At 41.6% G+C, this 23,532-nt stretch carries 20 protein-coding genes; 1 reads left to right on the forward strand and 19 read right to left on the reverse strand.

The genetic code is table 11. The annotated features are described in order from the left end of the window. Positions 1-28 precede the first annotated feature (28 nt). Positions 29-1,660 carry an ABC-F family ATP-binding cassette domain-containing protein gene (locus BM043_RS17090; RefSeq protein WP_092793882.1) on the forward strand — a complete coding sequence of 544 codons (1,632 nt, stop codon included), beginning with the start codon at positions 29-31 and terminating at the stop codon, positions 1,658-1,660. 31 nt (positions 1,661-1,691) lie between these two features. Here BM043_RS17090 and BM043_RS17095 read toward each other — a convergent pair whose 3' ends face one another. The 19 genes from BM043_RS17095 to BM043_RS17185 form a co-directional block, all read right to left on the reverse strand. Beyond that, on the reverse strand, positions 1,692-2,441 hold the full coding sequence (locus BM043_RS17095) for an NIPSNAP family protein (protein ID WP_092793884.1): 750 nt from the start codon (positions 2,439-2,441) through the stop codon (positions 1,692-1,694). Between the two features lie 120 nt (positions 2,442-2,561). After that, the gene (locus tag BM043_RS17100; RefSeq protein ID WP_092793887.1) at positions 2,562-2,753 is read right to left on the reverse strand and encodes a DUF6728 family protein; all 192 of its coding nucleotides are present in this window, start codon (positions 2,751-2,753) and stop codon (positions 2,562-2,564) included. Between the two features lie 64 nt (positions 2,754-2,817). Further along, positions 2,818-4,800: a (E)-4-hydroxy-3-methylbut-2-enyl-diphosphate synthase gene (ispG, locus tag BM043_RS17105; protein ID WP_092793889.1), complete on the reverse strand. Its 1,983-nt coding sequence runs from the start codon at positions 4,798-4,800 to the stop codon at positions 2,818-2,820. A 3-nt stretch (positions 4,801-4,803) separates the two neighbouring features. Beyond that, the gene (locus tag BM043_RS17110) at positions 4,804-5,508 is read right to left on the reverse strand and encodes an SDR family oxidoreductase (protein ID WP_092793891.1); all 705 of its coding nucleotides are present in this window, start codon (positions 5,506-5,508) and stop codon (positions 4,804-4,806) included. 64 nt (positions 5,509-5,572) lie between these two features. Then, positions 5,573-9,019 carry a hypothetical protein gene (locus tag BM043_RS17115; protein ID WP_245753070.1) on the reverse strand — a complete coding sequence of 1,149 codons (3,447 nt, stop codon included), beginning with the start codon at positions 9,017-9,019 and terminating at the stop codon, positions 5,573-5,575. Between the two features lie 62 nt (positions 9,020-9,081). Then, the gene (locus BM043_RS17120; RefSeq protein ID WP_092793893.1) at positions 9,082-12,786 is read right to left on the reverse strand and encodes an ATP-binding protein; all 3,705 of its coding nucleotides are present in this window, start codon (positions 12,784-12,786) and stop codon (positions 9,082-9,084) included. 54 nt (positions 12,787-12,840) lie between these two features. Continuing rightward, a complete protein-coding gene (locus BM043_RS17125; protein ID WP_092793927.1) occupies positions 12,841-13,095 on the reverse strand; it encodes a hypothetical protein in 255 nt (84 codons plus the stop codon). Positions 13,096-13,109: 14 nt separating this feature from the next. Then, positions 13,110-13,661 (reverse strand): DUF420 domain-containing protein, encoded by a 552-nt coding sequence (locus tag BM043_RS17130; RefSeq protein ID WP_092793894.1) that lies wholly within the window; start codon positions 13,659-13,661, stop codon positions 13,110-13,112. Beyond that, a complete protein-coding gene (locus tag BM043_RS17135) occupies positions 13,648-14,316 on the reverse strand; it encodes an SCO family protein (protein ID WP_092793896.1) in 669 nt (222 codons plus the stop codon). Before BM043_RS17135 ends, BM043_RS17130 begins: the two co-directional genes overlap by 14 nt. Positions 14,317-14,391: 75 nt before the next feature. After that, on the reverse strand, positions 14,392-14,721 hold the full coding sequence (locus tag BM043_RS17140) for a cytochrome C oxidase subunit IV family protein (RefSeq protein ID WP_092793898.1): 330 nt from the start codon (positions 14,719-14,721) through the stop codon (positions 14,392-14,394). Positions 14,722-14,739: 18 nt separating this feature from the next. Continuing rightward, the gene (locus tag BM043_RS17145; RefSeq protein ID WP_092793900.1) at positions 14,740-15,516 is read right to left on the reverse strand and encodes a cytochrome c oxidase subunit 3; all 777 of its coding nucleotides are present in this window, start codon (positions 15,514-15,516) and stop codon (positions 14,740-14,742) included. 27 nt (positions 15,517-15,543) lie between these two features. Continuing rightward, a complete protein-coding gene (locus BM043_RS17150) occupies positions 15,544-16,125 on the reverse strand; it encodes a cytochrome c oxidase subunit 3 (protein ID WP_092793902.1) in 582 nt (193 codons plus the stop codon). A 5-nt stretch (positions 16,126-16,130) separates the two neighbouring features. Continuing rightward, a complete protein-coding gene (gene cyoE / locus BM043_RS17155) occupies positions 16,131-17,036 on the reverse strand; it encodes a heme o synthase (protein ID WP_092793905.1) in 906 nt (301 codons plus the stop codon). A gap of 1 nt (position 17,037) precedes the next feature. Then, positions 17,038-18,114 (reverse strand): COX15/CtaA family protein, encoded by a 1,077-nt coding sequence (locus BM043_RS17160; RefSeq protein ID WP_092793907.1) that lies wholly within the window; start codon positions 18,112-18,114, stop codon positions 17,038-17,040. Continuing rightward, entirely contained in the window at positions 18,098-19,987 is a 1,890-nt protein-coding gene (locus tag BM043_RS17165; RefSeq protein ID WP_092793909.1) for a cytochrome c oxidase subunit I, read from the reverse strand. The genes BM043_RS17160 and BM043_RS17165 overlap by 17 nt, the downstream gene beginning before the upstream one ends. Before the next feature lie 27 nt (positions 19,988-20,014). Then, positions 20,015-21,037, reverse strand: a complete 1,023-nt coding sequence (locus tag BM043_RS17170; RefSeq protein ID WP_092793911.1) for a cytochrome c oxidase subunit II — start codon at positions 21,035-21,037, stop codon at positions 20,015-20,017. Between the two features lie 25 nt (positions 21,038-21,062). Further along, positions 21,063-22,358, reverse strand: coding sequence for a quinol:cytochrome C oxidoreductase (locus BM043_RS17175; protein WP_092793913.1), 1,296 nt, complete (start codon positions 22,356-22,358; stop codon positions 21,063-21,065). Between the two features lie 2 nt (positions 22,359-22,360). Then, positions 22,361-22,987, reverse strand: coding sequence for a c-type cytochrome (locus BM043_RS17180; RefSeq protein ID WP_092793914.1), 627 nt, complete (start codon positions 22,985-22,987; stop codon positions 22,361-22,363). A gap of 13 nt (positions 22,988-23,000) precedes the next feature. Beyond that, on the reverse strand, positions 23,001-23,531 hold the full coding sequence (locus tag BM043_RS17185) for a DUF3341 domain-containing protein (RefSeq protein ID WP_092793916.1): 531 nt from the start codon (positions 23,529-23,531) through the stop codon (positions 23,001-23,003). Position 23,532 lies beyond the last annotated feature (1 nt).

A 23,532-nucleotide genomic window follows, 5' to 3' on the forward strand; every position in this document is an offset into this window, starting at 1 on the left:
TAACTTTGCGGCTTCAATTTTCTAGAATATGATTTCAGTTGATAATGTGACTGTGCAGCATGGCGGCACAGCTTTATTTAGTAATATTTCCTTTGCCATCAATGACAGCGACAAGATCGCCTTGATGGGAAAAAACGGTGCGGGTAAATCTACCTTGCTTAAAATTATTGCTGGCCAGTCCAGGCCTACTTCCGGTGCGGTATCGGCTCCAAAAGATTACGTAGTCGCCTACCTACCCCAGCATTTGTTGACGAGTGATGACTGCACTGTCATGGAGGAAACCTCCAAAGCATTTGCTTCCTATCTGGAAATGAAAACAGAAATAGAACGGATCAATGAGGAACTGACTGTCCGCACAGACTATGAGTCGGAAGAATATTACAAACTCATCGAAAAGGTCTCCGAACTCAGCGAAAAATTCTATGCGATCGAGGAAATCAATTATGAAGCCGAGGTTGAAAAAGTACTCTTGGGCTTGGGATTCGAGCGAGAAGATTTGATTCGTCAGACTTCTGAGTTTTCCGGCGGATGGCGGATGCGAATTGAGCTAGCCAAAATCCTACTCCAAAAACCGGATTTGATTTTACTCGATGAGCCGACCAATCATTTGGATATCGAATCGATTCAGTGGCTGGAGGAATTTTTGATGAACAAAGCCAAGGCGGTGGTCGTGATTTCTCACGACCGTGCATTTGTGGACAATATTACTACCCGGACCATCGAGGTGACAATGGGTAGGATTTATGATTACAAAGCCAAATATTCCCATTATTTGGAGCTGCGAAAAGAGCGTCGAGAACAGCAGCAAAAACATTACGAAGAACAACAAAAATTCATAGCCGACACCACCCAATTTATCGAGCGCTTTAAAGGCACTTATTCCAAAACCTTGCAAGTTCAGTCCCGGGTAAAAATGCTCGAAAAACTGGATATCGTAGAAGTGGATGAAGTGGACTCTTCTGCGCTGAAGCTCCGCTTTCCTCCTTCTCCGAGATCGGGAAAATATCCGGTCATCGTAGAGGAATTGAGTAAAAGCTATGGGGATCACTTGGTGTTCAAAGATGCCTCGATGACCATTGAGAGGGGACAAAAAGTGTCCTTTGTCGGTAAAAACGGCGAAGGTAAATCCACCATGATCAAAGCCATCATGGGCGAAATCGATTTTGACGGAAAATGCGAATTGGGACACAACTCCATGATTGGATATTTTGCCCAAAATCAAGCTTCGCTCTTGGATGAATCTCTGACCATTTTCGAAACAATCGATCAGATAGCAGTCGGGGAAATCCGTACCAAAATCAAAGATTTGTTGGGAGCTTTTATGTTTAAAGGGGATGATATCAACAAAAAAGTAAAAGTCCTTTCCGGCGGTGAAAAAACCCGATTGGCTATGATTAAATTACTCCTTGAGCCAGTGAATCTGCTGATTCTCGATGAGCCAACCAATCATCTCGACATGAAGACGAAAGATATCATTAAAGATGCCTTGAAAGCTTTTGACGGAACCTTGATCGTGGTTTCTCACGACCGGGACTTTTTGGACGGATTAGTGACTAAAGTTTTTGAATTTGGCAACAAACGAGTCAAGGAGCATTTTGAAGATATTAATGGATTCCTGAGAAATAAAAAACTGGAAAACCTCAAAGAAGTTGAGCGATAAAAAAAACCCGGAAGTACATTCCGGGTTTTTTTTACTTCATTTTCGAAAAAGGCAAGGCCGTAAAAAACTTGGCATCCACCCGCTCGACGATTTTGCCGCTTTCTTCGGAGGCATCTCGAACTTGGATCCACTCCGGATCATTGGCAAATCGCTGGAAAGCTTCTTCAAATTCGGATTGATTTTCATGTCCCAATAAATAGACGAGTTTGGATTGGCTTCCATCCTTTTCTACGGTCAGAAAATAGGGGTAATTTTTCAGCCCCTGTTTTTCAAAAAGTGCTCGGGTATGATCCCTAAATCGAGCCTGAATGTTTTCGATTTTCCCATCAAAGCAATGATAGGTCCTCAACTGGAATATACCGCTTGCTGAAGGCTTAGGCAGATCATTGAGTCCCGGTGCCAAAACCATGTAGGTCTCTTCAATACTTTTGACGAGCGGACCGTTTTTACGGGAATCTTCATAGACTTTTTTCCACTCCGGATCATTCAAAAATGACTGCCACATCCGCTCCCTGGCATTTTCGTTAGGATATCCTAAGATATAAGTTAACTTGTTATCCGACTTATCCACGGGTAAAAAATAGCCCACATTCTCCATTCCTGCTCGTTCAAAAAGTTTGGTGGTATGATTTTCAAATCTTTTAATCAGATCTGGCATCTTACCTTCATGAGCGGTATAAACCCGCATTTCGAAATACTTCGAATCCGTAAATGGGGATTGCTGGGCAGAGGCGTTTATGATGAAAATAAGCGATAAAATCGCCGTCAACAGCTTGTTCATAGGTTTTTTGGTTTGGTGATTAAGGTTTTAGAAAAGTAAATTACTCCGAATAATTTACCTTTGAAACCTAATTTTGAACAAGCGCTGAAAAATATCCAAAATTATTATCTATTTGGCCGCTTACATCAAGCGCTTAATCGTCCACACGATGATGGCGAAAAGGAAGACAATGATGGAAATCTTATTAATTCCATGCATCATCCGAAGATTGATATTTGACTTTTGATTGGGGTCAGGCTTTTGAAAAACCCGAACGAAGTAATTTCCTACTTCACCCAATTTGAAGAATTCTTTCAGTTTATTATCAGACATTTTGGCTTAGTTTATCTCAAAACAGCATGTACCCAGGAAAAGTTTACTTGATTTTTCCAGGTAGTTAGATCGATTCCTGCTCGATCCACATGCCATCTTCCCGAATGATATTGATCAATTCATCTACGGCCTTTTCCGAAGGCACGGATCGCTTGACCACTTCTTTTCCTTTATAAAGCGTGATCTTTCCTTTCCCTGATCCCACGTATCCATAGTCGGCATCGGCCATTTCACCCGGACCATTGACGATGCATCCCATGATTCCGATTTTCACGCCTTTGAGGTGATCCGTACGCTTCCGGATCATCGCCGTGGTTTCCTGCAAGTCAAACAGCGTTCGACCACAGGAAGGGCAGGAAATATACTCCGTTTTTGACATGCGAGTCCGTGCGGCCTGCAATACTCCAAAACCAACAGAATTATGCAGCTTGATTTGTTCGGTTACATTTTCTCTCGTGTGAAAACCTTCCTTTTCGAGCGAAAGCATAATGCCGTCTCCAAGGCCATCCACCAGCAACCCTCCCACATCGGTGGCGGCATAAAGCATGGTTTGATCAGCTGCCTGATCGGGATAACTCACCTTGACCGTAACAGGAATCCGACAATCAGCCTGAATCAACTTCACAAATGCCCGTCTCAAAGCCGGCATGGCGTGCGTATTTTCTGTTTTCAAAATAAGCACTGTATCTTTTCGGTCCTGTACAACCTCAATCGCCTCTTCGATCTGTCCATCGGTAATCTCCAAAAAATTCAACTCTGAATGAAAGTTCTGAAAGGCTTTATATTCATCCAGTGAAAAAAGCGGATACTTGTTTTTTTGATCTTTCAAATGCACCCAAACGGAAACGTTTTGAATTTCTTTCATCCCGTTGGGCAGCATAAAAGGAATAGGATTGATCCCTGAATAGACAAAATCACAACCTTGATCATTCATTTTCCATTTATCGAGTTCGGGCAGATAAAAATGCCCGACCGCTTTCATTTCCTTCTCGGTAATCCGATCTATTCGGGAAATATCCGTAATCACGCGCGGAACATTGTGATCTCCAAAATTGAATACCTCTTGACTTTTTCTTTTGGTATATTCAAAAGGATTGATGGGATAATCAGTAATCTCGGAAATAACAGCATGGGAACTCCGCTGTGTATAGCGATCGATCAAAGATTTAGCAACTGGCGCTTCAAATTCAGGATCTTCCGTCAAAGAAACACGGACCGTATCGCCAAGACCATCTTCGAGAAGCGTTCCGATTCCTACTGCAGACTTAATCCTTCCATCTTCTGCTTCCCCAGCCTCGGTCACCCCAAGGTGAAGAGGATATGGCTTGAAGCCTCCTTCGTCCAGCTTTTGAACCAAAAGTCGGTAAGCCTGAACCATCACTTGTGTATTGGACGATTTCATGGAGATTACGATCTCATGGTAATTTTCATCCGCACAGATCCGCAAAAACTCCAAAGCGGACTCTACCATTCCCAATGGCGTATCTCCGTAGCGACTCATGATTCGATCCGAGAGCGAACCGTGATTGGTACCGATTCGCATGGCAGTACCATTTTCTTTACAGATTTTGATCAAAGGCAGGAATCGCTCCCGAATCCGCTCCAATTCATCCTGATAGCTGGCATCGGTATATTCGATTACCTCAAATTTCTTCTTATCCGCATAATTTCCAGGATTGATTCGGACTTTCTCCACAATTCCGGCAGCTACTTCTGCAGCATTGGGTGTGAAGTGAATATCTGCTACCAGGGGCGTGATATATCCGAGCTTGCGCAATTCTGCCTTGATATTTCGAAGGTTTTCGGCCTCTTTGATACTGGGAGCAGTGATTCTGATCAATTCACATCCTGATTGGATCATGCGAATACATTGGTCTACAGAACCTTGAGTATCCATGGTATCCACTGTAGTCATGGACTGCACCACAATGGGATTGTCTCCCCCAATGATCACATCTCCGATTTTTACCGGAATGGTTTTTCTGCGGGAATAGCTCGTCAAGCTGTTGCAATAATGCGAATCAAGGCTTTTGATTATGGATTCCATAGCTTATAAATCTCCAAGTTGTGGACGAATAATTACTTCCTCAACCACCGTTTGAGGAGAAAGGTTATAGGCAGCCCAAACGGATTCTGCCACATCGCTCGCTTTCATAAATCGCTCGATCGGCAGATCTACTCCTTCCCAACTCGCGGTATAGGTAGCGCCAGGTAAAATAGAAGTTACTTTCACCTGATGCGGTTTCATCTCTTCACGAAGACATTTTGTCATTCCCAACATGGCCCATTTGGAAATAGCATAGCTCCCACCGTTGGGATAAGCAGTTAGCCCGGCAATTGACCCAATACTAAAAATATGCCCTGAACGACGCTTGATCATCTGTCCAGTCAAAGCTCGTGTGAGGTAATATGCCGAAAAAAGATTAGTATGCATCATCAATTCAAAATTCCCCTCAGGCTCATCATGAATAGCTCCGGGAAGAAACAGACCGGTATTATTGACCAAAACATCCACTTCACAAAAATCCTGAACTTGCTTGGCAAAGCGCATCACCTCCTGCTTTTTTGACAAATCTGCCACCTCAGTCAATACCTGAATGGAGGGAAATTGCCGGTCTAATTCCTCACGAAGTCTTTTTAAATCTGACTCATTTCTAGCACAAGTCGCGATTGAAAATCCTTCTGCTGCAAACCGCTCGATAATAGCTCTTCCGATGCCTTTGGTACCACCGGTAACCAAGATGCTTTTGGGCATTTTATTTCGTATTTTAATAGTTAGTATGACAACTATCTGCCAGCAACAAAGTTACATTTTTTTATCAAAAGAGCGCAGAAACCTGCATCCTCCCGATATGAACAATTCGATTGAGTCCTTGGGAATTTCGGCCTTCGTAGGCTAGATTTACCTGCAGGCCATTTCCGACTTTTTGCAGCCAATTAATCGACCAGGTCACATTAGTCCCTTGAGTCAGCGCCTGAAGCATTTCATATCCTACTGGTGAGTTTGGTTCACCGTTATACTTGATTTCTATCCATTTCAAATTTCCCGTTAGAGTAGTTTTAATGGCTTTTGCAAATCTCAAATCAATTCCCAACTCATGGATGGAAGCCTCCTCCTCAAATACTTCATTGTCTACATTGACTTTGGAAACATAGGAATAAGTCCCGGTAGTCCTGAAAAACGGAGAAGGTTGCCAAGCAAATTCAGGCCCAAAATTCTGTTGTTGAATTTGATAATTTCGATTTTCTAAAAAATCAGAGGCAGAAATCCTCCGTCCCACTCCTCCCAAAAGCCGAAGCGTGGTCCTGGTTGAAAAATTATATCGGGTATTCAGCTTCCAATCCTTTTGGATCAAATCCTCAAAACCGCCCGACAGCAATTGCTTCAGCTGAGAATCGTACAAGGAAAGGTCAAAACCATAGGAAGCCGATGCTCGATTAAAGAAAAAACTCGACCGGATGACTTGTCTCAATGACAGAATCTGCGTTCGGTCTATTCCTCCAATAAAAGGTGATATTCGAGCCAAAAAATCAGCCGAAGTTATTTTTTTCTCGACACTCAAACTCGAGGTGTTTGAAAATTTGTGCAAAAATGATTTCAGTACACTTCCCTCTTTCCATGATTCGGGAAATCTCGCCTGTACACGATAATTCAGCAGCGAAGTGTAAGCTTGCACATAGGTGTCGGTGGGGACAAAAATCTTGATATACAGTTTTTCTTCCGGATTGATGGCTAAATAAAATTCATTCAACTGCTGTATGCCATCTTCATTATCATCTCTCCAAGTGTGCGTACCATCGCCGTTGGGTGCAGGGATAAAGACAAACTCCCGCTGTAATTCCCTACCATTACCGATCGCATAGCTCAATTCATTCCGAATCAAATTATCTCCAAGAGTGCCGCTATAATCGAATTTGCCCATGACTGTTTCCTCCGTGGGCAATTCCCGCTGAATATATTCCAGCTTACGATAGGTGAAGGTACTGCTAAGCTGATGCTTATCCCATTGCCTTCCGAAGGAAAAATTAGTGGTAAAAGCATCCGTATCATCTTCCAAAACGCCCTCAAAAGGCAAGCGGTCTTTCCTCCAAGCCGCATCCAGCCTAAAGGTAGTCGAGGAAGTATCGGGGCTTTGGAGAAAAATCAGATGCTCTGCAAAATTCATCGCTGTACTGATTACCGAATCTGTCTCACTATCAATCAATGCATTCCTATCCAATGAAAATTGATAACCTGGCTCAAGGAGTTTGGATTGATAGGAAATATTTCCCAGATATCGAACCCATTCCGAATTGGCAGAGTCCAAAGTGCTCTGCAAGTTGAAAAATTCATTTTTTACCTGAAATCGATCTCCAGGCTGAAAATCCCAAGTTGCCTTGTGTTGAGTACCTGCTACGATATCTTCGCGATTTCGAGCATAAAAAAGATAATCAAACCGGTTTTTGGGATCCTTTTCCAAGCTGACTCCTGCTCTGAAAAGCCGCTCTGAAGCAGCTGAAGAAAGCATCTCATTAGTGAGTCCCCAATCTCGGTCAAATTCGATGTATCGAAAGCGGTCTATAAAATTGAAGTTGGTCGAGTTATACTCCATCTCCGTCGATCCGGAGATTTTATATCCTTCTAAAAGGTTAAAATCACGCTGCTCTGATTCGTAGCCTAGCTTCCAGGCGAACCCCTGATTATCTTCATTGTCCAGCTCGGAAAATAAGTTTTGGTCTCTATTCGAAAGCGCAAATTCGGTGTAAACTTTATCCTTATCACTGAGATTGACTCGAGTACCGGCCGTAAGCATACTGCGGCCATCAGGAGCTGGCAGTTGGGTCAAAATCGAATAATCACCCTGGGAAATTCCATTGATCGGTGGAATAAACTCATAGACCGTTCCATTTGATAATTGGTTTAGGCGTCGGTAATTTCCATTTCCCTGCCCTACCTGAGCAAATGACAAATCAAAAAAGGCTTGGTTTGGATCAGTGGAATATCGGTAGTAAACCAGCGGATTTCCTTGAGCATCCTCTTCCACAACTCGTTCATACAAAATCCTCGTTGGGTCAAAAGCCACACTATCAATGCGGGGGATTTGGGCGTCTTCCACCTGATCTCCCACAGAAGCCAATAAAGCGGTTTCTTCGGGCGAAAATTCCGCGAAAAGGGGCCGATTCCGATTGTCTTTTTCTTGGTAATAATTGAGGTATAATTCCACTTTCCCATTGGTCTGCAAATGGTTGGCTCCGACGATGGATCGGGAGTAATTTCGCTCGGCATATTCAAAATCTACCCGAAGGCGAGAGTATTGGGTGATCAGGACCTTGGGAGTAAAGGTGATTTCGGCCTGATTATAGTCGATCACATAATCTGCATTGAAGCCCCGCTGCAGCAATTTACCATCTAAAAAAACCCGTTCAGAATTTGCCATGATAATGACAAATCGCTCATTATTGGGACCATTTAGTCGGTAAGGTCCCAAAACTCCTTCCAAAACCGGAACCTGAATCGAGGCGAATTTCCCCTTGGCCACAGAGGCAAAACCCTGTGTGCTGGCTTTCCAGTTTTTACCCATATCATACTGAGTCGTCAGTTGAAGTCCCTGGGCGTTTTTGTAATATCGAAGAAATTCAGATTGCCTTTGCTGCAAGACAATATCTCCTGCTGCCAATCGAAAGTCATCATTATAAAGCTCGATCAGTACATTGTCAAAATCCTGTATCTGCTGCGTATTTCCTTCGGGCTGAAAAGGCACATTTTGATCGGTAATACTGGCGCGTATGTTGAGGTTTTCGGCAATTTCCCCCTCGAGCTGCAAATTGAGACTGGAGTTGACAAAAACATTTTGTGCATTGCCAAAGGATATTCCCCGGGTGAGACTGCCGCTTTTGTACAAATTACTCGTGGGAAACAATTCCTCATTTAGATCCCAATCGGTTGTCTGAATCGTTCGATTGTCATAAAATCGGGCCAGGGAATCGTAATCACTTTCCAAGGTCCTACTTGAAATCGGCCGGTCAAACCGAATGGCGAAGGTTCGATAGCAAAGCTTCACAGAATTGATTTCAGGACGAACTGGAGAACTTAGTCTCACCTGATTGGTACTTAATTCAAACTGAAAAGGAACGTTATTTCCCTCCGGATCATTGAGACGAATACTTTCTTCGATTCCGGAAAGGGAATCCAGTTCTACTCCTTGTCTTAGGCTCTCCACAGAAACCCAACGACATTTCACTTGGGCCCAACCATGCGTCGTGGTCGCTCCCAAAATCACTATCATCCAGATTAAAACGCCTATTTTCAAATCTACCCTTTTGTCCGTCAAGGTACTAAAATAGGTGATTATTCGACCAGGGGAAAGGTCAGGTAAAAAGTCGTTCCTTTTTCAATTTCGGTCTCATACCAGATTTTACCGCCTGCGGTCTCCACACCACTTTTTGCAATCGCCAAACCGAGACCGGACCCGGTAGATTTGGTGCTGAAATTGGGAATAAAAATCTTGTCTCTCAACTCTGCCGGAATTCCTTTTCCATTGTCGGTGATTTCTAAAAATACAGCTTGTTCAGACATCCAAAGCCATATTCTGATTTCAGCTTGCCGGTCTTCCTCTACCGCTTGGATTCCATTGATAATCAAATTGGCGATTACTCTTCCAAATAATTTATCATCTCCCATGATCGGAATCTCATCCGCAAAGGAATCATCCTGAAAATGAAGATTTACCCTCCCGTCATTTTTAAACAAGTGTAAAACCCGCTCGACCAGAGCCTTGAAATTGAGCCGCTCATTTTTAGGAAGTGGCATTTTAGCAAAAGTGCTGAAGGAAGAAGCGATTCCGCTCAAGGCATCCACTTGATGAATGAGCGTTTCCAATGAAGCGCGGAGCTTATGAAGGTCAGTCAATCCGCCTGCCTCCTGCAAGCGGATCAAATGCTGCAGGGTAAGTTTCATCGGGGTGAGTGGATTTTTGATTTCATGAGCCACTTGCTTGGCCATTTCCCTCCAAGCAGATTCTTTCTCTGTGGATGCCAAAATCTTTTTACTGTTTTCCAGCTTAAAAAGCATGTTATTATATTCATTGACCAGCAATCCGATTTCATCCTTACTTTCCCAGTTCATGGGTTCATTATTTTCCAGATTGGTGGTTTTTAATTTTTGGGTCAAAAGTTTAAATGGCAGTGTTAGATTTTTTGAAACAAAATATGATACGATCAAAAACAGGATGAAAATGATCACAAAAGCATTAAAAATATTGCTGATCACATCCGAAATCAAGGTATTCAATTCCGTTTCAGATTCGAAAAACGGAACCGAAAGGATTCCTGCAATCCCTTGATCACTTGCCGAAGGAATCGCCAAATACACCGCTTTGTAATTTAGCTTTCCAATTCGCTCATCTGCCAGAAACTGAAGTTGGTTTTGCTCCACAATCTCAGAAAGTGCCTGAGGATTGACCCGCGGAGCAAGTATTTTTTTGTCGAAAATATTCGTTCGATTGGTCGCCTCCAATTCGCCCTCAGCCGAATAAATATGAATATCAGCGGCTATTGTATTGGCAAGTGCGACCACTTCTTCGTTGAGTTCGTCTTGGTCGATTTGGCCAGGGGCACGGTTGCTTAGAAACCCAGCTAAATTCCCACGGATCAGGGCAGCTTTTTGGATATATTGTCGGTCGAGATCCTCTCGATAGCTATTGGCAAGCAAACCTACCGTGATAATTGAGATAATAATAATGGGAAAGAAAAAAGCAAAATTGAGGTACAATTGAAGCTTCGTGGAATAATTGAATTCGAAGGTCTTGTATCCTTTTAGAATGGTATTGATCAGGATCGTCACAAATGTCAAAAAAACAAAGGTCACGAAGTAAAGCGAAATATTACCAAAGAAATACGAAAAGGGTTGGTTAGGCGAGGAAATTATAATGAGCTCTTCACCGCTCATAATCCCTAAGTGATGGTAAAAGGCTTCGTGAATACCTGATCGTAAAAGCTTATCCTCCGACAGTCGACTAATGAGCTTGGAATTGAGATAATTGAAAGACCCGGTATTTCGGATCAATTCCCCTTCTTTGAAAATGGCGTAATCATAGCGCAAGGGATCCAGCTGATCATTGTATTTTTTATCCAAAAGTAATTTGGGATAAACTGACCCCGGCTGAACCCGAAGCTGTCGCAGCTCCAGGTAAATGGTCCCAAGCGTATTTCCTTCTCTGGAAATCGGAAGGAATCCCACGAATTGATTCCCCAAATTCCCGTCATTTCCCCGAATGAAATACAGATCTTTCAGGGAGGTGAGAAAATCGGATTTGATGTATTGATCCCGTAATTCAGACAATGGCCGAGCGTCAGAGGTTCCTCCCAAATCCTGTCCATTGGCAGAAAAAATTCGAATATTCACTTCAAACTGATCAAAATAATTATCCAGGTAAATTCTTCTGATTTTGGTCTCGATGGGCTCTTTGGATAGTAGAGGATCTGCTAGCCGGTTTTGAATAAACAAATCAGACTTGATTCTGGTAAAAATCTCACTCAGAAAAAATTCCGTCATCACATCACTTTCAATCAGGTTTTGATTGGCAAAACGGATTTTACTCTGATTCAACTCCTCTTGTTGCGTTTGGAAAGTACTAATCCCCGAAATCAAAGCCACGATCAAACTGGTAAAGAAGAAAGTCAAAAAGGTATTTAATCCCAGCCGGAATACATTTTGGTAAAGTTGAAAACGGACAACCAAGGCCAAAAAGAACAGATGGACCATCCAAGAAATGCCCAGCCAGCCTTCCCATAGAAATAAACCCAAGGCAATGGGAAGTCCATAAATCAAAATCCCCCGATAATAAAATGATTTTCTCTGCTCCAACTTAAAAAGCAAACTGATCAGCGTCAGTGACAGCAAACCATAGACCGCTGCCCATAAAAAAATGATCAAAAAACTGATTCCTTCAAACCATCCAAAAGTCGGAATGGCACTGATATCCAGAGGCCATTGGGAATTGGAAATCAAATCTCCCGGCAAGCGCCAAATAAGAACAAAACACAACAACAAGAGAATAAATACAATGCTTCCGAATAAGATTAAATCCTGAGGTTGGTTGAGAACTTTAATTTTTCGATGGGTTTTTTCTGATGCCAGTTGAAAAATCACCATTCCTACGATAAAAACTCCAAAGATCGTATTCAACAATAAATCCCCAAGACTTGGATTGAGCCAAGAGGATGCGTATTGGGCGGGATTGAATAATTCGAAATTAAAATAGGTGCCCGGAAATGCCAAAATCAACATGACAATCCGAAAAGCCAATACAATCAAAAAACCGTAGCCAATGGCTTTCCAGCGTCGGCCCTTTTTCCATTGGTTAATGACAAAACTGGAGCTTAGGATGAAATACAATAGAAAAATCGAGATAAAGAAAATCAAAATCGCGGGATTTGCGAGCCGTCCTGCAGGTCGATAGCCAAATTCAAAATCGATCCCAAAAAGTGGAATCCCAGCTGTATTGGTGACTTTAAAGCGTGAGTCCTCCTCCAGGGGTTTGATGCTCAATTGATCATTTCCGAAAAGCCGCCGATTGGGTCCTGATTCCAAGTATTCATTTTCGATTGTCCCCGGCCAAATCAAACGAAATGCATGAACCATGTAAAAACTTTCGCCATTTCGGCTAATTTTCCGGTTCTTCAATAAAAAAGTCCCATAGGGATCTTCCAGCAATTGGTACTCGCGACTTAGGTCGATGTTTTCAAAATCCAGCCAAACCATAAAATCGGACCAAAACCGTAATTGCTTTTCAGTATCAACGATGAAAAATGGATGCCGATGAAAAGGATCACTGATCTTTTCGAAGGAAATATCCTCATCAGGCCTGATTGCCATCAAAACCTGAATGAAATCTTCATCAAATTCCCGATCAATCGCCAAGACCTCCTCTTGCACAGCCTCAAAAAATGAATCTTCTTCACTCCTTTGGAAAAAGAAGAAATTTAAGATCAAAACTCCCAGTAAAGAAAATGCACTGATCAAGATGATCAGACGACGAGGTTGTTGGTTCATTTGCTTTAAAAATAGAAAAAGCAAAGTCCCTGATCAAACTTTGCTTTCTACCTTTTATCGAATTGCCAATTTAGATTTTCTTTTTTTGGCCGCTCGATACCATAATATCCCAATTACCATGGCTATCAAATAGGGCATCACAAACAAATACAAGATCCCGTTATTAAGTCCCGCGCCTATGCTCGTGTCTCCGTTACTGACATTATTCTCCACCGAAGCCCGACACATGGCACATTGTGCCCAGGATTGGATTTGAGAGCCAATCACCAATACAAAAGTCAAAACGGCAGCTATAATTTTATTTTTCATCATAATCAATTCGTTTATGATACATAATATGGACTGATCATCAGATAAACAACCACTCCGGTCACCGAAACATACAACCAAATCGGATAAGCATATTTCACTACTTTTCGATGCTTCTCCCGCTGATTGGTATATCCATAGTAATAAGCGAAAAGAATTGGAAAAAGTGCCACAGCAGCTAAGATGATGTGTGTAATCAACAGAAAATAATATACTGGACGAATCCAGCCTTCTCCACCAAAGGAAGTACTTTCTGCTGATCCATGATAGATCACGTAAGAAACCAGAAATATCGCACCCAAGCCAAAAGCCACACTCATAGTGGCTCCATGATAGGAATACATCTTGTTTTTGACAAATATCAAACCCAAAATAAGTGCAAGAGTAGTTGCCGAATTAATAATGGCATTGAGATGGGGGAGAAAATAAACCCACTCTGCACCCACATCAACTTTCTGTGGCATAAACAGGAGTACTGCTACTGCCACAGGGATCAAAATAGAAATGAAAATGATCCAATTTTTAACTTTTCCCTCCTGCTCTAACAGCGATTTATTTGCTTCCATATAACAATACTTTTGCCTCTAACATTAACAAATCTACGTCTTCTCTGTTCGTCCCGCTGTAATATCCCCTGATCCTTCCCTGCTCGTCAATCAGGATAAATTTATCACTATGAACAAAGTCATCAGGATTTCCCTTGCCATCTAGCGTAGGGAGTGCAAATCCACAACGTGCCAAATCATAGGTTTCATCTTTTGGCCCAGAGAGAAAATCCCATTTTCCGGGATTTGCTCCATGTCGCTCAGCATATTCGCGAAGGATCTCAGGAGTATCGTATTCTGGATCTATACTGATGGACATGATTCTCACCTGATCTTCATCACGAAACATATCATTAACGCGCTCCATTTCCTTAGACATCACTGGGCATATACTCGGACAAGAGGTAAAGAAAAAATCCACAATGGTGATCTTTCCCTCCATTTCAGACCTACCGACGCTATTTCCCTCCTGATTTAAAAAAGAAAATTCGGGAATATAATGCTGAGTAGTATCCGTTACAGGACATTCCCCAAAAGGATCATCAATTCCAGTCTGATAAAAAACCGGCAAATCATACTGATTTTGGCCAAAGCTTTTTAGAAATAAAACGATTAAGACAGGAACCATTAGAATACATACCAATACAAGCCCCTGCAGGATTCTCAAACTTCTCATAATATGGGTTTAACAAAAAAGAAGGTTGAAGTGTCACACTCCAACCTCTCTTTTTTTTAAGTTTTTACGTGGATTTTACCAACGCATCAAGAATATATCGGTTCCTTCTTTTGCCAAGGCAATCAAGAGCCAAACTAGAAATATCAGTGGAACGATGATGGAATAAAACAAAGGCTTTGCTTCATCTCCTAAGTGCATAAACTCCATCATAATGTATTTAGCCTTCCAGACTGTCAAAAGGATAAATAAAACGTAGAGTAAAATCCCCCGATCCATGGTAAATGCCATGATAAATTCGGCCACAGTAAGGGCAAGTAAAATACCAGCCGTTTTCCAAATTTTTTTGATCTTATCGTTATTGCGAGGAGTTACCTCAAGCGTTGATTTTGTATCTTGAATTTCCATGATTGAAGATTTTTTCGGTTAGATCAGATAGAATAGGGTGAATACAAATACCCAGACCAAATCCACAAAGTGCCAATACAGTCCTATTTTTTCGATCATTTCATAATGACCTCTTCGGTCATAAACCCCTACAGCAGCCTGATAAAACGCCAAGAATAGTAATACCACTCCGATGGTCACGTGAAATCCGTGGAAGCCAGTGATGAAGAAGAATAATTGGGCAAATGCTGCAGGACCATATTCATTAACCACGAGATTGGCACCAAAAACGGTTTCAGTGACTTCTCGATTTAGACTGTTGATATAAGTCAGAACAGATCCGGCATCAGTACCATGGATAAAGTGAGACCATTCCCAAGCCTGACAAGCCAAGAAAGTGATACCACCCAACATCGTCCAAAGCATCCACTTCACTACGTCATTTCGATCATTGCGATGACCAGCCTCCACTGCCAATACCATAGTCACCGAACTGGAGATGAGAATAAATGTCATAATACCCACAAATACCAGTGGAGCATGAATACCATGTAAAAATGGAACTGCTTCAAAAACCAATTCTGGCACAGGCCAGTATTCATTGGATCCGACAAAAGTATCCGCTGGACCAGCATAAGCCGGATAACTTACCCGAATAGCCAGATAGCTAATCAGAAAAGCAGCAAATGTGAAAATGTCGGAGAGCAAGAAAAACCACATCATCAGTTTTCCATAGCTAGCCTTTAAGGGTTCATTTCCTCCCCCCCAGACGCCTCTTTTTGAGCTTACTCCTATTGCAGTAGAATGCGCAGACATAATTAAATTATTTGTACCAGGTTAATTTTAATGATTCAAAAGAAGAAACATGAATAGATAAATCCACAATCCGCCAAGAAAATGCCAATAAGTCGTTGCCATTTCCATGGTATTTAATGATTGGGAATGCACCTTGTATCTAAAGGTCGAAATTAATACAATAATCAGAAATATCACACCACTTACTAAGTGAAGGGCATGTAATCCTGTAAATACATATAGAAACGAACCAGCAGGATTGCCCACAAAGAATACTTCACGGTCCACTAAAGCCACCCAACTGTACCACTGACCTACCAAAAATGCAAGTCCCAAAACTACTGCACCCACCATTCCGATTCGAAGCTGAACCAAATCATCTTTTTTAGCAGAACGATAGGACCAATGTAAAAACACTGAACTCAAAACTACTATCCCGGAGGTGATCCAAAAAATGGATGGCAATTCATAATCCAACCAATTCCCCTCAGCTTGTCTGACGATGTAAGCACTAGTCAAAGCTGCGAAAATCATTACCACGGTCACCATGAATAGCCATAGTGCAAATTTTTTGGGGTGCATTGAAATAGGCTGCTCCACCAAATCCCCATATTTTAATTCTTTTTCCATAACTGTTAAGGCATTTTATCGAGTAAATACGCGATTTGTACTATGGGTAAATAGAGAAAAGAACCAAACATAATTTTCAGAGCGGATCTTCTAGAACAATCTCTCATGAGAGAAAAGGTCTGAGCCAAAAACAGCACACCACAAACTGTAGCTACTATTCCTGAATTCAATCCTGTCAGTCCAAAATAAGAAGGAAGCAATCCCAAAGGAAGCAAGAACAGGGTATAAATCATTATCTGAATAGCAGTATTCAAATCTTGTTCGCCTCCATTAGGAAGTAATTTAAAACCAGCACGCTTATAATCTTCATCACTTACCCAAGCAATCGCCCAAAAGTGTGGGAATTGCCAGATAAACTGAATTCCAAAAATAATCATGGCTTCATAAGAAATCGATCCGGTTGCGGCGGTCCATCCTAAAAGTGGTGGCATCGCTCCAGGAATCGCACCTACAAAAACTGCAATTGGCCCTACTCTTTTCAAGGGAGTATAGGCAAAAACATAAAGCACCATGCTCAATATCCCCAACCAGGTGGTCAGTGGATTGGTGAATATCCATAACAAAGAAATCCCCAAAATAGCGATGATCGTAGTAAACCAATACGCTTCTTTTAAGGAGATAAGCTGCAAAGGAAGGGGACGATTTTGAGTTCGCTTCATTAGCTTGTCCAAGTCTCGTTCCATGATTTCATTAGCAGCCCCAGAGGCTCCGGAAATCAAAAATCCCCCTAAGGTAAGCCCCAATAATCCGGACCAACCAAAGCTCATCCCCGTATAACCCAACACATAGCCGAAAACAGCCGAAAAGGTTACTAAAGCAGATAATCTAAACTTCAGGAGATCAGAATAAGCTCTGATTCTACCCGAAATTAAATTTATAATCGTATGGTCAGTTACTCCAACTGTCCTCATTTCAAATGTGATTAAGCTTAACTTTTTTGGTAGCTCTGATTTGATAGATCAAAATAAATTGAACTCCCAAAATCAAAGATCCCAAAACTAAATGAATTGGTTGCAGAAAGGCTGGAATTCCAAAATAGGCCATTCCAATACCTGTTGCTATTTCTAGTATAATCAGTAAGACCAAAACCTGAGACCACAGATTGATGGGTGATTTTCTCAAGGTATATTTAAATGCCCAGAAGAAATACAGCAAATGAATCCCCAATAGCACTAATGAATAAGAGCGGTGAATGATAAATTGAATTCCCAATTGAGAGATCCATTCATCTCTCAGCAGATTCCCTAAACCATCAGCCACTTGATCTACCTCTTCCCTTACTTGAGTTCCCAGAACTACCTGTACAAACATCAATATAGTTCCCACAATCAAAACCCAGACGATTTTATCCGGCATAAATGATTGGTTCACCTTTGTTTTCGATAGAAATGCCGATCTCAAATTTACATAAAGCAATATCCAAACGAGGAATAGAGCTAAAACCATGTGAATGGTAATCATCCAAGGCAGTAAATTGGTAGATACGACTAATGAACCAATCCATCCGATAAACAAAACTAAAATCAAAGAAAAGATAGATAGCAAAGTAATTCGCTTATCGATCTTCCACAACTTGATTGACTTCCAAACGGTCAGAATAATCAAAAACCCAATCAATACTCCGATTAGTCTATTGATATATTCTATCCAGGTTTTGGTGGCGTTAAACTCCTCCTCTACCAAAATGGATTTATCATTGGCTATTTTTTCTGCAGTATTTTGGAAACCCAATTTTTCAAGACTTGCTACAAACCGTTCGTTTTTAGCCAGACGTTTTTCAAGATAAATCTCCTGATAATTTTTTGGGAGCTGATCCACGTTAGTTGGTGGAATCACACTCCCAAAACATTTAGGCCAATCGGGACATCCCATGCCCGAGCCCGTACTTCTTACGATCCCACCCACTAGGATGAGAAAATAAACAGCAATCACCGTGATTGAACTTATCCGGCGAAAGCTGTTTAATAATTTATCAATGTTTTGATTCATTTGCGACCAAAACCTCTGACTCTTCCTCTTTCATGATTTCTAACTCTTCTTTTACCTTCTCTTGCTCATGTGGCAAGTTTGACTCTGGAGTTGCAGAAAGCGGAACAGTTTGAGGAATGAAATCTTCTTCAGCACCTGGCTTTGAATAATCATAAGGCCATCTGTAAACTGTAGGAATCTCTCCAGGCCAGTTACCATGTCCAGGTTCGATCGGTGTAGTCCACTCTAGCGTGTTAGATCTCCAAGGGTTTGGAGTTGCCTTTCTACCCCTGTACATACTGTAGAAGAAATTGAACATAAAGATAAACTGAGCTCCAAACGTAATAATCGCCGCTACTGACACAAACATGTTCAAGTCAGTATACATATTTGAAAACTCAAAATTTGTCCAAGAATAATATCTACGAGGGAAACCTGCTATTCCGATATAGTGCATTGGGAAGAATACCATGTAAACCCCTACAAAAGTCAACCAGAAGTGAACATATCCCAAACGGGCGTCCATCATTCGACCAAACATTTTTGGGAACCAATGGTAAATCCCTGCGATCATTCCGAAGAATGAAGCTGATCCCATTACCAAGTGGAAGTGAGCTACCACGAAGTACGTATCATGCAACTGAATATCAATGGCGGAATTTCCTAGGAAAATACCTGTCAAACCTCCAGAAATAAAGAACGAAACCAAACCTATTGAAAACAACATGGCTGGAGTAAAGATCAAATTACCTCTCCAAAGTGTGGTCAGATAGTTAAATACTTTTACAGCAGAAGGCACAGCAATAATTAAAGTCAGGAACATAAAGATCGATCCCAGAAACGGATTCATACCCGAAACAAACATGTGGTGAGCCCACACGATAAAGGAAAGTATGGTAATTCCCAACATGGAAATAATCATCGCCTTATAACCAAAAATCGGCTTTCTGGAATTGGTTGCAATCACTTCAGATGTAATTCCCAAAGCAGGCAAAAGCACGATGTAAACTTCAGGGTGACCAAGGAACCAGAACAAGTGCTGATACAATACTGGGCTACCACCTGTATTTGGCAAAGCTTCTCCACCAATGTAGATGTCAGATAAGTAGAAAGACGTACCGAAACTTCTATCAAATACTAGCAACAAAGCTGCTGCAAACAATACAGGGAAAGACAAAAGACCAATAACTGCGGTCAAGAAGAAAGCCCAAATCGTCAAGGGTAGTCGAGAGAAAGACATCCCTTTGGTTCTCAAATTAATTACAGTAGTAATGTAGTTAATTCCTCCCATCAAGGAAGAAGCAATAAAGAATGTCATGGCAATCAACCATAGGGTCATTCCCAAACCAGAACCAGGGATAGCCTGCTCCAATGCGGAAAGTGGCGGATAAACTACCCAACCACCGCCGGCAGGACCGGTTTTGATGAATAGGGAAATAAACATGATCACTCCGGAAATGAAGAAGAACCAGAAGGAAAGCATGTTCATAAATCCTGAAGCCATATCTCTAGCTCCGATTTGAAGCGGAATCAAAAAGTTGGAAAAAGTACCACTCAATCCAGCCGTCAATACAAAGAACACCATGATGGTACCATGCATGGTTACCAAAGCTAAATAGAAGGTCGGATCCAATTGACCGGTATCAGTAATCCATCCACCCAAGAGAGGGCGAAGGAATTCCAGATTCATATCAGGAAATCCGAGTTGTAATCTGAAAAGGATGGAAAGAAATCCACCTATCAGTGCCCAGAACATTCCTGACACCAAATACTGTTTCGCGATCATTTTATGATCAGTCGAGAAAATATATTTGGTCACAAAGTTATCATGATGCTCGTGATCGTGGTGATCATGAGCCCCTGTATCATGAGTTGCAACTGTTGCTGTAGCCATAATCTTAATATTAATTGTTTTACTTTCTTATTTTTGAATATCTGCCACTTCCTTCACCTCAACCTCTATCCCATCAGCCAATGCAGGATTCGTTTGTATGAAAGTTTTTTGTTCGGAAACCCACTTTTGATATTCAGCAGGTTCTACCACTTCAATCACTCTTCTCATTGAGTTATGACCCTGTCCGCAAATTTCGGTACAGGCGATTTCGTAATTGAATTCAGGATTACCAAGCTCTTCACGCATTTCTGCGGTAGTTTTCGTAGGTACAAACCAGAATCGAGTAGGCATGCCTGGTACCGCATCCATTTTCAATCTCATGTGTGGAGCAAATACAGAATGCAAAACATCACGAGCTCGAATTTTGAACAATACAGGTTCACCTTTTGGAATCACAACCACAGGAGAAGAGAAGTCGTCAATCGCATTTTTGTCAGAAAAATCAACTCCCATGCCGTTTTGAGCAGTGGTCAATCGATAATCATAGTCACCTAGGATATTATCCTTACCTGGATAGCGAATATCCCAAGCAAACTGATAACCCATGATTTCTACCACGTGGGCGTTTTCAGGAGCCGGTGCTGTTATATCAGACCAAGCCATCCAACCCGAAATCACCAAACCAGCCAAAACAATTCCAGGAACTACAGTCCAGATGATTTCCAATTTGTTATTGTCAGGATAAAAAGTCGCTTTTCTATTCTCTTTGTATTGATATTTGTAAGGGAAAATAAATAACAATACGTGAGTGATCAAAAAGACAACTCCGGTTACCGCCATCGTGATCCAAAACAGCTGATCAGTAACCACACCGTGTTCGGAAGCAATCGGCAACTGATAATTGTCAAATTCCTTGATCGAATACCAGAACATCAACCCTCCAACAGCTACCAAGAAAACCACAAAAAGGATTGCATTAATCTTATTACTGCTAGAAGCGATTTTCTTATCTGATCCTTTTACTACTGACACCAAAGTCTGAATCCGATATACCATCCAAATAATGGATAATAATAAAAGAACTCCGACTGCTATAAGAAACCCGTACATACGATTCTATTTAGGATTATTTTAATTAAATGTGATGATTATAGCTTTCTTCAAGCATTGGATGGTTTTTCGGAACCAAATTACCTTTGGCTAGTCCTCCCAACACTACCAACGCCACAACTGAACCAAATACTAAGAGTGATCCGACTTCCATCAATCCTACTCCTCCATTATGACCTAAGGTACCTGGCTGAACCATCAAAATGAAATCTATCCAGTGACCTACGATCAAAAGCGTACAAACCAATTTGAGGAATACACCATGTCTTTTCGAATCTCTTGTCATTAAAACTAAGAACGGAAGTACAAAGTTCAACCCAATATTTACAAAAATAAACGGTCCATACACGTCACTCGTCAGTCTCTCAACAAAATAAACTGATTCTTCAGGTATATTGGCATAATAGATCAAAAGGAACTGCGAAAACCACAGGTAAGTCCAGAAAATCGAGAAACCAAACACGAATTTTCCAAGATCATGAATATGGTTTTCATTCACCATTTCCAAATAACCTTGTCCTCTGAGGAAAATCGTTAACAAAGTGATCGCTGAAAGCGCCGCTACAAACCAAGAAGAAAATACATACCATCCAAATAGCGTAGAGAACCAGTGTGTGTCAATTGACATCACCCAATCCCAAGCAGCGATAGAGGAAGAAACTGCAAAGAACACTAGGAAATAAGCAGACCAGCTTCTCATTTTGAACCAGTGTGAAGTACCTCCCAGTTGATCTTCTGCTGCGGCAATCTTTTTGAACTTGTTGAAAAAGAAAATCCAAAAACCGAAGAATATCACCATTCGAGCCACATAGAAAATAGGGAAAGTACCTTTTTCCATAGGCCAATAAAAGAATGATCCTTTACCGTCAATAATGGAGTCGTATTCAGAGGAATTAGGATCGAATAATTCGGCATGCCACCAATGAAATAGATTATGTCCCATCAGAAAGAAGCCAGCAATCATAAGAATCGCTGCAAATGGCAACCAGTTACCCAATGACAACATCACTCGCGTAATCGGAGCAGACCAACCAGCTTGAGCGGCATATTGTATGGCAAAGAAGAAAACACCTACGATGGCAATTCCTGTGAAATACACATTATTGATCCAAATATTGGCAAATAGGCGCTCATACCAATGGAAAGCGTGAGCTCCCGCTTCGGCACCTTCTTCGGCATGTCCACCACTTGTCATGGCTAGAATTATCCCGATACCAAGCAAAACAGCGCCGATAACCAAAACTGTCAAGATTGGCTTTTTGATGCCAGAATTGAAATCAAATTTTTGATCCAAATTATAGTTTTGTACGTGATGAGCCATGATTATTGCTTCTGGATTTCTTGTTTAACATAGTGAACGATTTTCCATCGGCTCTCAGGAGTAATTTGAGAACCATGAGCACCCATTCTTCCTTTTCCCTTAGTGATGACATGGAAAATATGTCCTTCGGGTAAATTGATGTAGGCTCCACCTTTAAGATTGGCCACACCTCCGATAATCAATCCCGCCTTACCGTCACCTTCACCACCTGCACCATGGCAAGAAGAACAGTATTGAAGATAAAGAGTCTCTCCTTCGTCCAATACTTCGTCAGAAAGTTCGATGGGGTTTTCGATCAAAGCAGCTTCTTCCAATTCGAATGCTTTCAATCGATAAGGCAAATAGCCGTTTTTGTTTCTCGGAACAGTATTTTCCACCGGCTCCCTCATATTCATATTATGAGGATTGTAGATATTACTGTTGTAGAATTCGCCCTTTTCATCTTCCCGATTGGAAAGCCAGTCTCCTTGGCTTTCATCTGTAATTTGAGTAAGGGGCTCATAGGCAACAGAGTGGTACATTTGTGGAGCAAATTCCAAGCCTTGATCTTCACCTCCGGCTCTACACGCACCCAATACTATTCCAGCAGTAACTATACCCAGAATACTAAGTGTTTTTACAAGCTTCATATCGCTGATATTACTATTCAAAACTTTTATTATTTACCTCTGATGCACCAGAAGACTTCAAGATTTCTTTGATCTTATCCACTTCCATCGCATTGTTATTAGCAATGTCAATAGCCATCACATGCTTATCATCCGTGATTCTTACATCAAAGATTCTTGGCTGTGCCCATGGCTTAAGATTAGAACTGATCATAAATACCCCAACCATTCCAAATGCCGCCAACAAAACGGTCATCTCAAAGGTCACCGGAATAAAATCCGGAACAGCGGCAAAGTCCTTACCACCGATAATCATCGGCCAGTCAAACTTCATCATGTAAAATTGCATGGTCAAGGCCAAAGACGTTCCCAACAATCCAAACAAGAATGCAGCTATCGGAAGTCGGCTTCTCTTATATCCCAAAACATGCTCAAGGCCGTGCACCGGATATGGAGAAAAGACTTCGTGAATTTTCACACCCGAGGAACGAACCTGCTCCACAGCATGAAGCAACACATCCTCGTCCTCATATACACCTAGTATAAAATGCGTATCTCTTTCCATG

Source organism: Algoriphagus hitonicola (assembly GCF_900113375.1).
Lineage (GTDB): Bacteria > Bacteroidota > Bacteroidia > Cytophagales > Cyclobacteriaceae > Algoriphagus > Algoriphagus hitonicola.

Coding starts and splice junctions, on each gene's coding strand:
- BM043_RS17170 (WP_092793911.1), bottom strand. CDS start 21,037: ATGTACGGGTTTCTTATAGCAGTCGGAGTTCTTTTATTATTATCCATT.
- BM043_RS17185 (WP_092793916.1), bottom strand. CDS start 23,531: ATGGAAAGAGATACGCATTTTATACTAGGTGTATATGAGGACGAGGAT.
- BM043_RS17145 (WP_092793900.1), bottom strand. CDS start 15,516: ATGTCTGCGCATTCTACTGCAATAGGAGTAAGCTCAAAAAGAGGCGTC.
- BM043_RS17095 (WP_092793884.1), bottom strand. CDS start 2,441: ATGAACAAGCTGTTGACGGCGATTTTATCGCTTATTTTCATCATAAAC.
- BM043_RS17150 (WP_092793902.1), bottom strand. CDS start 16,125: ATGGAAAAAGAATTAAAATATGGGGATTTGGTGGAGCAGCCTATTTCA.
- BM043_RS17120 (WP_092793893.1), bottom strand. CDS start 12,786: ATGAACCAACAACCTCGTCGTCTGATCATCTTGATCAGTGCATTTTCT.
- BM043_RS17110 (WP_092793891.1), bottom strand. CDS start 5,508: ATGCCCAAAAGCATCTTGGTTACCGGTGGTACCAAAGGCATCGGAAGA.
- BM043_RS17130 (WP_092793894.1), bottom strand. CDS start 13,661: ATGGAAGCAAATAAATCGCTGTTAGAGCAGGAGGGAAAAGTTAAAAAT.
- cyoE (WP_092793905.1), bottom strand. CDS start 17,036: ATGAGGACAGTTGGAGTAACTGACCATACGATTATAAATTTAATTTCG.
- BM043_RS17175 (WP_092793913.1), bottom strand. CDS start 22,358: ATGGCTCATCACGTACAAAACTATAATTTGGATCAAAAATTTGATTTC.
- BM043_RS17100 (WP_092793887.1), bottom strand. CDS start 2,753: ATGTCTGATAATAAACTGAAAGAATTCTTCAAATTGGGTGAAGTAGGA.
- BM043_RS17160 (WP_092793907.1), bottom strand. CDS start 18,114: ATGAATCAAAACATTGATAAATTATTAAACAGCTTTCGCCGGATAAGT.
- BM043_RS17125 (WP_092793927.1), bottom strand. CDS start 13,095: ATGAAAAATAAAATTATAGCTGCCGTTTTGACTTTTGTATTGGTGATT.
- BM043_RS17165 (WP_092793909.1), bottom strand. CDS start 19,987: ATGGCTACAGCAACAGTTGCAACTCATGATACAGGGGCTCATGATCAC.
- BM043_RS17090 (WP_092793882.1), top strand. CDS start 29: ATGATTTCAGTTGATAATGTGACTGTGCAGCATGGCGGCACAGCTTTA.
- BM043_RS17135 (WP_092793896.1), bottom strand. CDS start 14,316: ATGAGAAGTTTGAGAATCCTGCAGGGGCTTGTATTGGTATGTATTCTA.
- BM043_RS17180 (WP_092793914.1), bottom strand. CDS start 22,987: ATGAAGCTTGTAAAAACACTTAGTATTCTGGGTATAGTTACTGCTGGA.
- BM043_RS17115 (WP_245753070.1), bottom strand. CDS start 9,019: ATGATAGTGATTTTGGGAGCGACCACGACGCATGGTTGGGCCCAAGTG.
- BM043_RS17140 (WP_092793898.1), bottom strand. CDS start 14,721: ATGGAAATTCAAGATACAAAATCAACGCTTGAGGTAACTCCTCGCAAT.
- ispG (WP_092793889.1), bottom strand. CDS start 4,800: ATGGAATCCATAATCAAAAGCCTTGATTCGCATTATTGCAACAGCTTG.